Source organism: Pseudomonas mendocina (assembly GCA_037482215.1).
Lineage (GTDB): Bacteria > Pseudomonadota > Gammaproteobacteria > Pseudomonadales > Pseudomonadaceae > Aquipseudomonas > Aquipseudomonas mendocina_E.
Map to the genome: position 1 here is coordinate 1101525 of CP148074.1, position 13875 is coordinate 1115399.

The following is a 13875-nucleotide window of genomic DNA, read 5'->3' on the forward strand; positions in this document are numbered from 1 at the left end:
TCCTTGAGTGCGTTCTGAGCCTTGACTCTATAGTTACTTCAGGGTGTTCACTGCGCTCATGGACTTGAAGGGAGCGTCTGATATGAGCAGTGATGTAGGACATACACACAAGCTAGAGGGTCATAGTGACCACAACCTTGATCACAAACATGACCACGGGAGTGATCACGAGCATACTCAGGAACAACCCGGGAATCAGGCGTTTGAGGCGCTGAAGGGCACCACACAGAGCCGCTTTCGCATCGAATCCATGGATTGTCCCACAGAGCAAAACCTGATTCAGAAGAAGCTTGAAAATATGGAGGGCGTTCATGCACTCCAGTTCAATCTGATTCAGCGTGAACTCAGTGTGGATCATAGCTTGTCTGACACCACCTCAATCACGGCCGCTATTGCTGGGCTGGGTATGCAAGCCGAGCCCCTGGATGCCGGAGCCAGCACCCGTATTCGCATTGAGCAGATGGACTGCCCGACTGAAGAGCGTCTGATCCGCGATGCCTTGGGCAAGGTGCCGGGTGTCGGCGGCATGCAGTTCAATCTGTTGCAACGGGTGTTGACCGTCAGCCACGGCAGTGAGGCTTTGCAGAGCATCCTGACCGCTCTGGGCGGGCTTGGTTTTACCCCGGTTGTAGAGCAGAACGATCAGCCCAAAGCTGAAGCCACTCCAGAGCTGCCTCGCAAATCTCTGTGGCCACTGCTTGTGGCAGGCGTTGCCGCCATTGCCTCTGAGGTGGTCGAGTTCGCTGCAATCAGCCCAGAATGGTTGTCCGCTGTTTTCGCCGTAGCGGCTATTTTGCTGTGTGGTCTCACCACCTACAAAAAGGGCTGGATTGCCCTTAAAAACCGCAATTTGAACATCAATGCCCTCATGAGCATTGCCGTGACGGGCGCTGTCCTGATCGGCCAGTGGCCTGAGGCAGCGATGGTCATGGTGCTGTTTACGATTGCCGAGTTGATCGAAGCGCGCTCGCTGGACCGTGCGCGCAATGCTATTCGTGGCCTGATGGACCTGACACCGGCCAAGGCGACGGTGCAGCAGGCAGATGGCAGCTGGCAGGAGATCGACGTACAGGCCATTGCCGTAGGCAGCGTGGTGCGCGTGCGTCCCGGCGAGCGTATCGGCCTGGATGGTGAAGTCGTGGAGGGTACTTCGACTGTTAACCAGGCCCCGATCACCGGTGAAAGCCTGCCGGTTGAGAAACGCCAAGGTGACCAAGTGTTTGCTGGGACCATCAATGAGGCGGGGGCACTGTCATTCCGCGTATTGGCAGCAGCCCGTGATACCACCCTGGCGCGGATCATCCATGCCGTAGAGGAGGCACAAGGTTCCAAGGCACCGACTCAACGTTTTGTTGACCAGTTTTCGCGCATCTATACCCCGGCGGTATTCATCTTTGCGTTGCTGGTGGCGATTGTTCCGCCGTTGTTTATGGCGGGCGCGTGGCATGACTGGGTCTACCGGGCACTGGTGCTGTTGGTGGTGGCGTGCCCATGCGCGTTGGTGATCTCGACTCCAGTGACCATCGTCAGTGGTCTGGCCGCTGCAGCTCGTAAAGGCATTCTGATTAAGGGCGGTGTGTACCTTGAAAATGGTCGGCACCTGAGTGCGCTTGCGCTGGATAAAACCGGCACCATCACTCATGGCAAGCCTGTGCAGACCGATGCCATCAACCTGGTCCAAGGTAGCGAAGCACTGCATGGTAGTTGGGCCGCAAGCCTGGCCGCTCGCTCCGATCACCCAGTGTCCCGAGCACTGGCCAAACAGGCTGAAGAAAATACCGTGGCGCTGCTGGAGGTCAATGCTTTCGAAGCCCTGGCTGGCCGTGGTACTAAAGGTGAAATTGACGGCGTGCAATTGTACATGGGCAACCATCGACTGGTGGAGGAGCTGGGCTTGTGCTCTCCCGAGCTGGAAGCGTCTATTAATGAACTGGAGCGTCAGGGCAAAAGCGTGGTGGCCTTGTGTGATGCGCAGCGTCCGCTAATGCTGCTGGCCGTTGCCGACACGGTGCGCGATACCAGTCTTCAGGCCATTGCTGAGCTGCATGAGCTGGGCGTCAGTACCACCATGTTGACCGGTGATAACGTGCACACTGCTGCAGCGATTGCCGCTCAGGTGGGTGTGGACGATGCTCGTGGCGACCTGCTGCCGGAAGACAAGTTGGCCTGGGTCAACGAAAGTCAGAGCAAAGGACTGGTGGTGGGCATGGTCGGTGACGGCATCAATGATGCCCCGGCGCTGGCCAAAGCCCAGATTGGTTTCGCCATGGGCGCAGCCGGTACTGACACCGCCATCGAGACCGCCGACGTGGCGCTGATGAACGACGATCTGCGCAAAATCCCGGCTTTTGTGCGCCTGTCCCGCAAGACCGCCAACGTGCTTAAGCAGAACATCGTTCTGGCACTGGGCATCAAGGCTGTCTTCCTGGGCATGACCCTGACCGGAGACGCCACCATGTGGATGGCTGTATTCGCTGACATGGGTGTCAGCCTGCTGGTGGTGTTTAACGGGCTGAGGTTGTTGCGCAGTTGATAGCGTGTCAACCCTGCAGGGTGAGTATCCTGCAGGTTTGCTAAATGGGGACAGGTGAGCTCAATCAGCCAGCTTGGGCTGAAGTAATGACTGTGAAGGGAGTGGATGTGGCATCAGGAATATAGTGACCACTGTTGGTGGCCTATTGCAGTAAGCGATGGCTATTGGGTAAATGAGAGATCATCGTTACATCCTTATTTTTATTTACCTTTACGTAAACGTAAAAATGAATCAACCTGTTCCCATCACCTCGCGTCATCTTAATAACAATGTAATGACGTCACGCGGCTCGAGATAGGCTGAAGGCTGTACGAGCAGCAGCTGAGGTTTCGACATTCAAAGGTGGACGGCCGCCCCTCTGGAGTGAGTAATGGCACAGAAAATCCCTAACAGTCATTTTCACCAATCGCGTCAGGCGCGTTTGCGCTTGGTCAACGAGGGCGAGCTGCCCCCAGGCGTTGTGCGCGAAGAAATTGATGCCTCTTGGCGGCGTAGTCTTGGTTACGGCCTCGATTGCCTGGAAGGCGAGCGTGAGGATCTGTCGCTTGACCTGAAGATTTTGCTCGACAGCAATCGCCTGCTGATTGATGCAGCGATGCCGGAGATGGAGTATCTGGTGTCCCAGCAGGGGCAGGGCGGGGTGGTGATTTTGGGCGATGCCCAGGCCAATGTGCTGGTTATTGAGGGCCAGGCCGACCCTCTCAGGCAGCTCGGTTTGCGTGATTTACGTCCCGGTAGCTGTTGGAGTGAGGCGCAGCGCGGCACCAACGCGTTGGGCACGGCGATTCTTGAAGGAAAGCCGACCCTTATCAATTGCGGTGAGCATTACCTCGACCGGCTTAGCCCGTTCTCATGCACCTCTGTTCCGTTGCGTGACCCGCACGGGCGTGTAGTTGGCGTGCTTGATCTGACCCGCGAAGGCGTCATGGCTCAGCCGCAAGACAACCTGACAACCCTCATGCTGGCCGCTGGCAACATCGAGAGCCGTCTGTTCGGTCTGTATCACCCTGAGCACTTGGTGCTGGCTTTCCATAATCGTCCTCAGTACCTCGGCAGTGCTTGGCATGGTCTGCTGGCGCTGAGCCTTGAAGGTGAGGTGCTGGCCGCCAACGAGCGGGCTTGCGATCTGTTCCAGTTGCGGCGAGAGGCGCTGATCGGGCGCCGGGCCAGCGATCTGATTGGCGAGCGTACGCCACAACTTATTACGCGCCTGCTGCAAGGCGGCATCATCAGTGTGCAAACCTCAAAAGGTGAGTTCTTTTTCCGCAGTTTGCAGGTGCCTCGGCATACCAGTGTGAGCAAGGTGCCTCCGGCGCCTAGGAGTGCCACAGGCGCTAAGTTGCAGGCACTGGAGGAGCTTGCCGCGCATGACAGCCGTTTTGCCCGTTCCTTGCGTATGGCGTGCCAAGGTTTAGCCAATGACTTGCCCGTGTTGCTGCTGGGGGAGACTGGTACAGGTAAAGAGGTCGTAGCGCGTGCTCTGCATCAGGCGGGCAGTCGTGCGGATAAACCGTTCGTTGCGGTTAACTGTGCGGCTATTCCTGAGGGGCTTATTGAGTCTGAGTTGTTTGGCTATCGCGAGGGTGCATTTACCGGTTCGCGCCGTGGTGGGATGGTCGGCCGACTGATGCAGGCCCATGGCGGCACGCTGTTTCTCGACGAAATCGGTGACATGCCGATGGCCTTGCAGGCACGACTGCTGCGGGTGCTGCAAGAGCGCCGTGTATCACCGTTGGGGGCGGGCGAGGAGCAGGATATTGATGTGGCACTGATCTGCGCGACTCACCAAGACCTCAAACGTCTGGTGATGGAAAAACAGTTCCGGGAAGACCTCTATTACCGTATCAATGGCGTCAGCTTGCGCCTGCCAGCGTTGCGTGAGCGTGATGACCTGGAGCAGATGGTGACGCGGGTGCTGCACAAGCATGGTGCGGTGAATGTGACCTTGGATAAATCCCTTTCCGAACTGCTGATGAGCTATGACTGGCCGGGCAACATTCGCCAGCTGGAGATGGTGCTGCGGGCAGCGTTGGCTATGCGCGAAGAAGGTGAGACTGTACTCACGCTGGACCATCTCACTGACAGCCTGATTGATGAGCTGACGGGCAGTTGCCGTCAGGCGGGCAGCATCCGCGAGAATGAAATGGAATTGATCCGCGCAAGCCTGGAACGTCATCAGGGCAATGTTTCTGCAGCGGCAGACGCGCTGGGCATCAGCCGCGCCACGTTGTACCGCAAGCTCAAGCAAATGGGTAAATGAAGGGCGTTAAGCCCTTCATTGCGCTTTGCACGTTAATCGCCCTTGTTGTTGCTGGTAGTCCATGCGCCGATTTCTGATCAAGCTGATTGAAACCCCCGATCCTGAGTTATTGAACCGCGCCCTAGGCTGGTTATTCAGCTTTGTGCGCCCCCACTGGCGTGCAATTGCTGCCTTATTGGGGCTGTCTTTGTGCGCCTCTTTGCTGGTGCTGGCGCAACCGTGGTTGACCAAGACCTTGATCGACGATGGCCTGCTGGCCAAGGATTTCCCGCTGCTGGTCAAGGTGGCGGTGGGCATGATCGCGGTGGGGATTTTCAGCACCTTGCTGTCGGGCCTGAATCGCTACCTGCACACGCGCTTGTCTGGGCGCATTCTGTTTGCCTTGCGTGATGATCTGTATCGCCATCTGCAAAAGCTCTCTCCGGCGTTCTACGGGCGCAAGCGCATCGGCGACATCATGTCCCGGTTGGACGGCGATGTGGCGGAAATCCAGCGTTTTGCGGTGGACTCCATGTTCTCTGCCGTGTCCAGCATCATTGGTCTGCTGGGGGCGGTGGTGCTGATGTTGATGCTGTCTTGGCAGTTATCCCTGCTGTTGCTGGTGCTGGTTCCCATTGAGGTGCTCTGGCTGCGCTGGATGCGGCGCAAGGTCGAACGGGAGGTTCGCAGCCTGCGGGAGCGCTCGGCGGATATGTCATCGTTCCTGGTCGAGACGTTGCCCGCAATGAAGTTCATACAGGCCGCAGGTGCTCAACGGCGTGAATCGGGCCGCCTGGAGTCGTTGGGGCAGGGCTACATGAGCCAGCTCTTGAGGGTGCAGGTCACGGAGTTTGTAACCCATGCCGTACCCGGCACACTGACTTCGCTGTCGCGAGCCTGCGCGTTCTTGATTGGCGGCTATTGGGTGATTCAGGGCACCTGGCAACTGGGAGCTTTGATCGCTTTTTCGACCTATTTGGGCATGGCAGTTGGGCCTGTCCAGAGTCTGTTGGGCTTGTATGTTGCCTTGCAGCGTATGACGGTCAGCCTCGGCCGGGTGATGGAGCTGCAGCAAGAGCCGGTGTCCGTGTCTGCACCTGTTGTGCCTAAGCCGTTGCCTGAAGGTCGAGGCGAACTGCGCCTTGAGGATGTGTGTTTTGCCCACGAGCAGCGCAGCGGCGCGGTGTTACAGGGAGCTAGCGCTGTGATTCCTGCGGGCCTCAAGGTCGCATTTAGCGGTGCTTCCGGGGTGGGTAAGTCGACGTTGATTGACTTGCTGCAGCGTTTTTATGATCCCGATCAGGGCCGAATCACACTCGATGGCTGCGATCTGCGCGAATTGGATTTATTCGAGCTGCGCCGCAGCATCGCTGTGGTCAGTCAGGAGACGGTACTGTTTCGCGGCACCCTCGCAGAAAACCTGGCCTACAGTGCCCCAACGGCCACGCGTGAAGAGTTACAGCGCGTGGCGCATTTGGCGCGTTTGGATGATTTGATCGAGCGCCTGCCATTGGGCCTCGACAGCCCGATTGGGGAACGCGGTCAACAGCTTTCAGGCGGGCAGAAACAGCGCATTGCCATTGCCCGAGCCTTGCTGCAAGACCCGCGCATACTGGTGCTTGATGAGGCCACGTCGGCGGTGGATGAGGCGACCGAACAAGAAGTCATCGCTGCCATCGACCAGCTGTTTGCCGGGCGCACACGGATCCTGATCAGCCACCGTCCATCGACCCTGCGCGAGGCGGATTTGAGTTTGCGTCTGGAACAAGGTCAGTTGCATGAGTCCGACAATCGCCATGAACACTGAGTTGCGTATCGGTTTTATCGACAGCGGCTTTGCTCCACACCAAGCCCCACGCATTACCCAGGCGCGGCGTTTCTGGCTGGAAGGCGATGAATTGCGTCAGGGCGAGCCACTGCCTGATGCGCTGGGGCATGGTTGTGGGGTGTTGGATGCCCTGTGCGCCCAAAGTGAAACGGTCAGCGTGTTCAGCGCGCAGGTGTTCGCCGGGCAGTGGCAGACCAGTCCGTTACAGATTGCAGCCGCTCTGTACTGGTTGTTGGAGCAGAACGTCAGCCTAATCAACATGAGCCTGGGGCTGCGCAGTGATCGGCCAGTGCTGCGTGAGGCATGCGCCGAGTTGCAGTCTGCTGGCGTGCTGCTGTGTGCTTCCAGCCCAGCCCAGGGCGAGCCTGTTTATCCGGCCAGCTACCCTGGCGTCATTCGTATCACCGGGGATGCGCGTTGCAATCCCGGGCAGTGGTCTTGGCTTAACAGTGCTCAGGCAGATTTCGGTGCACACGTCAGCAGAGGTTCAGGGCTGGCCGGGGCCAGTTTGGCTTGCGCGACGCTCAGCGGACTCATTGTTGGTTATCTGCAAGAACACCCTGATGCAGACCGGCAGAGCGTGTTTGACTGGCTCAGCCGCGGGGCTGCCTATACCGGTCAGGAGCGACGTCGATGAGCGATCCGATCATTGCGGTATTAGGTGCGGGGCCGGCGGGCTGTGCAGTGGCACTGGGGCTGAGGCGTTTGGGCTATCAAGTCCGTGTGGTGGGTGAGTGGCGCCGTTTTGCTGCGGTGGAGGGCATCTCCGCCCGCGTGCTTGAGGGGCTGCGCCAAGTGGGGCTGAATCAGGCACTGGCCAGCGCTGCTGCGCCAACGCCACGGCGGGTGCTTTGGAATGGCTTGGATCAAATTGCCAACACCGAGCAACTGCTGGATCGACCGTTATTCGATGCTGCATTACGTCGGGATCTGGCTGAGGGCGGCGTAGCGTTCAGCGAAGGGCGAGTGCGCCAGCTCGTTCAAGAAGCCGGCCGCCACCGGGTTGTGCTGGATAGTGGCGAATCGCTGCTGGCTGACTTTCTGGTGGAGGCGCGTGGACGTCAGGCGCCTCTGAGTAAGGGGCGTGTCCGCGGCCCGGAAACCGTCAGCTTACTCAGTACGTGGCAGGGCCGGGCTGGGCGTCCGGGCTCAGCCGTGGAGAGTCTGGAGGATGGTTGGGCGTGGATGGCCGCGCTGGATGATGGCCGCTGTTATTGGCAGATCACCTTGGATGCTGGTGCTGCCGAGCTGCCGTCGCGGGATGCACTGGATGTGTACTGTGCCGCACGACGCCAATCCTCGGCGCTGGCGGCTGAATTATTTGGCGACTCAGTCAATACGCAGGCGCCGGTGTATGCCCGCAGTAGCACCGCGATTCTGGCGCAACAGGTGGTGGGCGAAAACTGGATTCGTGTGGGCGATGCAGCCATGGCGGTCGATCCACTCTCGGGCAATGGCGTGTTCCAGTCATTGTCTTCGGCGTTGCAGGCTCCGGCAGTGATTAACACGCTGCTCCAGCACCCTGGAAGGGCAGAGCTTGCCAGTCGCTTTCATCATCAGCGAGTTGAACACCTGTTTATGCGCTTTGCCCGTACCGGTCGGGATTTCTATGCCATGGAACAGCGTTGGCCTGAGCATGGCTTTTGGCAGGCGCGACGGAGCTGGCCCGATGCAGAACCCATGCATGCAGCGGCTGATTTCGAGCAACTGCGGGTGGCACGTATGCCGGTGCTTAATGACGGTTTGATTGATGAAGCTGAAGTGGTGATCACGGCTGATCAGCCGTTAGGCATTTGGCACATCAATGGCGTGGCGTTGGCGCCTATCGTGCGCAGTGTGCAGGCGGGGCAGCTTGAGAAGGCGCTGGAGCTGTTACAGCCAGCACAGAAGCAGATGATTCAGGGCTGGCTGTTACAACAAGGTTACCGGCCCTGAGCGGGCCGGTAAGTCTGCACGAGTCGATCAGCTTCAGAGCTTGATCAGGACCGATTTCAGCTCGGTGTAGTGCTCAATGGCAGCTGCCCCCATTTCGCGGCCAACACCGGAGAGCTTGTAACCGCCGAACGGCAGTGCTGGGTCGAGGGCGCTGTGGCAGTTCACCCATACCGAGCCGGACTTGATGCGTGGAATCATGCGGTGCACGGCGCCCAGATCGTTGGACCAAATGCTCGCGCCTAAGCCGTATGGGTTGTCATTGGCCATATGCACCACTTCGTCGATGGTATCGAACGGCATGGCAACCAGAACCGGGCCAAAGATTTCTTCTTGCACCAAGCGATGCTTCTGGTCGACGTCGACGATAACGGTCGGCTTGACGAAGTAGCCAGGGCCGAAGCTCTCACCACCACAGGCGATGGTCGCGCCCAGTTCGCGGCCCAAGTTGATGTAACCGGCAACGCGCTCTTGTTGTTTGGCAGAAATCAGCGGACCCATTTGCACGCTTGGGTCCAGGCCGTTGCCCAGTTTCATGCCGTTAGCGATACCGGCGATGTCGGCGATAACGTTATCGAAGTGCTTGCGGTGCACGTACAGGCGCGAGCCTGCGCAGCAAACCTGGCCTTGGTTGAAGAAGATGGCGGTGGCAGCACCGGCAGCCGCTTCGGCAAGGTTAGCGTCGGGCATTACGATGGTCGGAGACTTGCCGCCCAGCTCCAGCGTTACGCGGGTCATGTTATCCATGGCCGCTTTACCGATTTGTTTACCGACTTCAGTGGAGCCGGTGAAGGTCAGTTTATCCACACCTGGATGACGGGTCAGAGCAACGCCCGCTTCAAGGCCGGTGCCTGTCACCACGTTAAACACGCCGCTCGGATAGCCCGCCTCCAGGACCAGTTCGGCCAATTTCAGGGCGCTCAGCGGTGTTTCGTCAGCAGGCTTGAGCACAACGGTGCAGCCAGTGGCCAGAGCCGGGCCGAGTTTCCAGCAAGCCAGCAGCAGCGGGAAGTTCCAGGCAACAATGGCACCGACTACACCCACCGCTTCACGGCGGATAAAACCGTGGAACTCTTCGCCCGGCATCAGCGGTACCGAGGCTTCAATAGTGCTGCCTTCGATCTTGGTTGCCCAACCTGCCATATAACGCAGGAAGTCGATGGCCAGTTGCACGTCCATCACTTTGGCGACAACGGCGCTTTTACCGTTATTCAGGCATTCAAGCTCGGCGAGTTCTTGAGCATCACGCTCCATCAGGTCCGCCAGGCGCCACAGCAGGTTTTGGCGCTCACGTGGGCGCATACGGCTCCAGGCTGAGTCATCAAAGGCTTGGCGGGCAGCTTTTACGGCGCGGTCGACGTCTTCAGCATTAGCAGAGGGAACCTGGCCGATCACTTCGCCAGTGGCCGGGTTGCGGAAACTCATGGTGTTGCCGCTGTTTGCGTCCTGCCATTCTGCGCCTATCAGCATTTGTAACTTGCGGTTGAGGAAGGCCTGGGTCTGGGGCAGGACGGAATGGTCGACGGACATGGGTAGAACCTCTTCTTATTGACGTTGTTCCGCCCTGTCGCAACCACCATGCCAATGCTGGCGATGAATATTAACTTATTGATAAATAAGGATATTTGTTTATTTTTTAGTGCTTGTCAGGCGCGTTGGATGTTGCAGATTGAGACAGTGTGAGACAGACGCTGGAACACTGTATTGATTGAGCGTTGTGGGCTACAAAGCACAGGTGTCTCAAGCTGTAACACTGTGTCGCGAATTTAGACGCTTAAGGCTTGGTTTTGAGGCTTTGAAAACGCCGCTATTTGCCGTAAATCCTTGCAAATAAAGGGTTTTGCTCAGTGTGGCACGTAATGTGTATTTGACGTTAAAGGGCACCTGCCGATTGTGGGGTGCAAATCATAAGAACAATACCGTGGAGGTCTGACCTTGAAGACGACTCGACTCCGGCAGAACGTGGGCACACTGGCAATCGCCGTTGCGTCCATGATGTTCGGCCAGGCTTATGCAACCGAGGAGGGCCCAGCTCTTCTCAAGTCGAAGTGCATGGGTTGCCATATTAGCGAAGGCAACGATTCCTATAGCCGTATCAGCCATCAGCGCAAAACCCCTGAAGGCTGGTTTATGACCGTCGCGCGCATGCAGATCATGCATGGCCTTAAGATCTCCGACGACGAGCGTCGCGCCGTGGTGAAATACCTGGCCGACAAACAAGGTCTGGCTCCAAGCGAAACTGAAGGCGTGCGTTACGCCCTTGAGCGTCGTTTGAATACCGTCGAAAACTTCGATGAGCAACTGGCGCAAATGTGTGGCCGCTGCCACTCCGGTGCCCGTGTAGCGTTGCAGCGCCGTCCTGCTAAAGAGTGGGAACATCTGGTCCACTTCCACCTCGGCCATTGGCCGTCACTGGAATATCAATCCCTGTCCCGTGACCGTGACTGGCTGGAAATCGCCCTGAAAGACATGGTGCCTGATCTGGCCAAGCGCTTCCCGATGGACGACAAAGCTTGGTCCGATTGGCAGAAGGCCAAGCCAACAGCTGATGCACTGCCGGGGCAGTGGAGCTTTAGCGGCCACATGCTGAGCAAAGGTGATGTTCGCGGCGTGATGACCGTGAAGCACGATAAGGGCGATAACTTCGACGTCACCGTTAAGGGCCAGTATGCCGACGGCACGCCGTTCAATGGCGAAGGTTCCGCCATCCTGTACAACGGCTATGAGTGGCGCGGTAACGTCAAGATTGGCGACCAGCGCATGCGTCAGATCTTCGCTGCCGTAAACGGTGAAATGAAAGGCCGCATGTTCGAAGCCGAGCATGATGAGCGTGGCCTGGACTTCAGCGCGGTCAAAGAAGGCAATGCCAAACTGCTTTCGGTTCAGCCCTCCTACATCAAAGCAGGTGCTGAAACTGAGTTGACCATGGTGGGTAACGGCCTCAAAGGCACGCCGGACTTCGGCGCGGGCGTTGAGGTGGTGAAGGTTGTTGAGTCTTCCGCCCAGCAAATGCGCGTCAAAGTTAAAGCCGCAGCAGATGCAGCCGCGGGTATCCGTGACGTGTCTGTAGGTGCTCTCAAAGGCATCGAACTGGCTGTGTACAAAGACATCGCTGAAGTGAAAGTGGTGCCTGAGTTCTCCATTGCCCGTGTGGGTGACAACGGTGGTGCAACGCCTAAAGTACAAGGCCGTTTCGAGGCTGAGGCTTGGGGCAAAAACGCTGCTGGCGAGCCGTATCGCATTGGCTACCTGCCTGCTAAATGGTCGGTAGAGCCGTTCGATGAGCGCGCTAAAGAAGACGAGGACGTGAAGTTCGCCGGTCAAATGCAGAAAGACGGTGTCTTCATTCCTGGCGATGCAGGGCCAAACCCTGAGCGCAAAATGATGACCAACAACGCCGGCAACTTGAAAGTGGTTGCTGAGCTGGAAGAGACCGGTCAGCGAGGCGAAGGCCACTTGATCGTGACAGTCCAGCGCTGGAATAACCCACCCATTCCATAACCGAAGTCTGCCTGGGCGGGGTCAAACCCGCCCGGATTTGAACGAGGATTGGGATTTATTCCGGGAGGTCGCCATGGGCGCAATCTTGAATTTGGTCGAGCGTAACCTGCATGAAGTGCGGGTCGATGCTGACCGCATGCTGTTCCATATCCCGAGTAGCTCGCTGTTCGCCACCGATGAGGTGACAGGGGGGATCATTGATGCCCTGCGTCAGGAGAGTTGCTCGTCTGAGGATCTGGTACAGCGTCTGTCCGGCCGTTTTGCCGGGCAGGACGTGAATGAGACCCTACGTGAGCTGATCGCGCTGGAAGTCGTCTCAGATGGCTCGCCACTGACGCCGGAAATCGGTTTGAAGAAGGTTGAGCGCACAGCCCTGAACACGGTCGTTTTGAACGTGAACACCGGCTGTAACCTGAGCTGCACCTATTGCTACAAAGAAGACTTGGACAAGCCTTCAGAAGGTAAGCGGATGGGCATCGAAACGGCCGAGAACTCGGTCGAGATGTTGCTCAGAGAATCCCCGGATGAAGAGCGCTACAGCGTAGTGTTCTTTGGCGGTGAGCCGCTGTCCAACCGTCCGCTGATCGAGCATATGGTCGACTATTGCGAGCGTCGCTTTGCTGAAGAAGGCAAGCAGGTGGAATTCATCATGACCACCAACGCTACGCTGCTCACTGAGGAAATCATTGATTACCTCAACGCACACCGTTTCGGTTTGTCGGTGAGTATCGACGGTCCAAAAACCGTCCACGATCGCAACCGCATTACCGTGGGCGGCCAGGGTACTTATGATGTGGTTCGGCGCAAGGTTGATCTGCTGCTGTCACGTTATCGCAGCCGCCCAGTGGGCGCGCGAGTGACATTGACCCGTGGCATTACCGACGTAGAAACCATCTGGAATCACCTGTTCAACGAACTGGGTTTTGCTGAGGTGGGTTTTGCTCCGGTGACCTCCGGGGATATGGCGGATTACAACCTCACCGGTGAAGAGCTGGTTGAAGTCTTCGCCAATATGAAAGCGCTGGGGCGTCGTTATCTGGAAGCAGCGCTGGAGCACCGGAATATCGGTTTCTCCAACCTGCACCAGTTGATTACCGATATTCACGAGGGGCACAAAAAAGCGCTGCCCTGTGGTGCTGGCCTGAAAATGCTGGCGGTTGATCACAAAGGTGAATTGAACCTTTGCCACCGCTTTACAGGTTCCAGCATGCCGACGTTCGGCAATGTGCATACCGGGGTCAAACAAGTTGAGCTGAATGACTTTCTGTCTCAGCGGCTGGATCGCACCAACACCGGTTGTGACACCTGTCGCATCCGTAATCTGTGCTCCGGCGGCTGCTATCACGAGAGTTATGCCCGCTACGGCGACCCGACACACCCGACTTATCACTACTGCGAACTGATGCGCGACTGGGTCGACTTCGGCATTGAAGTCTACAGCCGCATCATGGCCGCCAATCCGGCCTTTATCAGCAGTTACATCACTCCGCGGAAGGAGCACTGATATGAAACATCTGAAGCCGCTCAATAACAAAGCACAAATGCTCGACAAGGCTGCAGCCGAAGACCGTATCGAAGAAGTCATGGCGATGAGTGCCGTAGCAGGTTGTACTGCTACCACCGACCCGGGCTGGGAAGTTGACGCCTTTGGCGGTGTGACGTCCTTGTGCCAACCGATGGAAGCCGACCTTTATGGTTGCTCTGACCCTTGCTGGTGGCCTGCTCAGGTGCCGGACATGATGAGCACCCATCAGAACTGGAACGCTGAGGCCATGAACACCAAAGATGATTGGCGCAACCTTGAAAGCGTATTCCCGAAAGATAAATGACTGGCGACCGACA

9 protein-coding genes are annotated in these 13875 nt (G+C 57.7%); 8 read left to right on the top strand and 1 reads right to left on the bottom strand.

What is annotated here, in order from left to right; translation table 11 throughout:
- Positions 1–250: 250 nt before the first annotated feature.
- From WG219_04960 to WG219_04980, 5 genes are all read left to right on the top strand, one after another.
- Positions 251–2533, top strand: coding sequence for a heavy metal translocating P-type ATPase (locus tag WG219_04960; GenBank protein ID WXL27940.1), 2283 nt, complete (start codon positions 251–253; stop codon positions 2531–2533).
- Positions 2534–2903: 370 nt separating this feature from the next.
- The gene (locus WG219_04965) at positions 2904–4793 is read left to right on the top strand and encodes a sigma-54-dependent Fis family transcriptional regulator (protein WXL26831.1); all 1890 of its coding nucleotides are present in this window, start codon (positions 2904–2906) and stop codon (positions 4791–4793) included.
- Positions 4794–4854: 61 nt separating this feature from the next.
- Positions 4855–6579, top strand: coding sequence for an ABC transporter ATP-binding protein (locus WG219_04970; protein WXL26832.1), 1725 nt, complete (start codon positions 4855–4857; stop codon positions 6577–6579).
- Positions 6569–7237 (top strand): S8 family serine peptidase, encoded by a 669-nt coding sequence (locus WG219_04975; protein WXL27941.1) that lies wholly within the window; start codon positions 6569–6571, stop codon positions 7235–7237. The genes WG219_04970 and WG219_04975 overlap by 11 nt, the downstream gene beginning before the upstream one ends.
- Positions 7234–8535 carry a lycopene cyclase family protein gene (locus WG219_04980; protein WXL26833.1) on the top strand — a complete coding sequence of 434 codons (1302 nt, stop codon included), beginning with the start codon at positions 7234–7236 and terminating at the stop codon, positions 8533–8535. Before WG219_04975 ends, WG219_04980 begins: the two co-directional genes overlap by 4 nt.
- Before the next feature lie 33 nt (positions 8536–8568).
- Here the strand turns inward: WG219_04980 and WG219_04985 are convergent, their stop codons facing one another.
- Positions 8569–10062: an aldehyde dehydrogenase family protein gene (locus tag WG219_04985; protein WXL26834.1), complete on the bottom strand. Its 1494-nt coding sequence runs from the start codon at positions 10060–10062 to the stop codon at positions 8569–8571.
- 462 nt (positions 10063–10524) lie between these two features.
- On the opposite strand from WG219_04985, the gene peaA reads away from it, so the two are divergent.
- The 3 genes from peaA (at position 10525) to qhpC (ending at position 13862) form a co-directional block, all read left to right on the top strand.
- A complete protein-coding gene (peaA, locus tag WG219_04990) occupies positions 10525–12033 on the top strand; it encodes a quinohemoprotein amine dehydrogenase subunit alpha (protein ID WXL27942.1) in 1509 nt (502 codons plus the stop codon).
- A gap of 73 nt (positions 12034–12106) precedes the next feature.
- A complete protein-coding gene (peaB, locus tag WG219_04995; GenBank protein WXL26835.1) occupies positions 12107–13537 on the top strand; it encodes a quinohemoprotein amine dehydrogenase maturation protein in 1431 nt (476 codons plus the stop codon).
- Between the two features lies 1 nt (position 13538).
- Positions 13539–13862: a quinohemoprotein amine dehydrogenase subunit gamma gene (gene qhpC / locus WG219_05000; GenBank protein ID WXL26836.1), complete on the top strand. Its 324-nt coding sequence runs from the start codon at positions 13539–13541 to the stop codon at positions 13860–13862.
- Positions 13863–13875 lie beyond the last annotated feature (13 nt).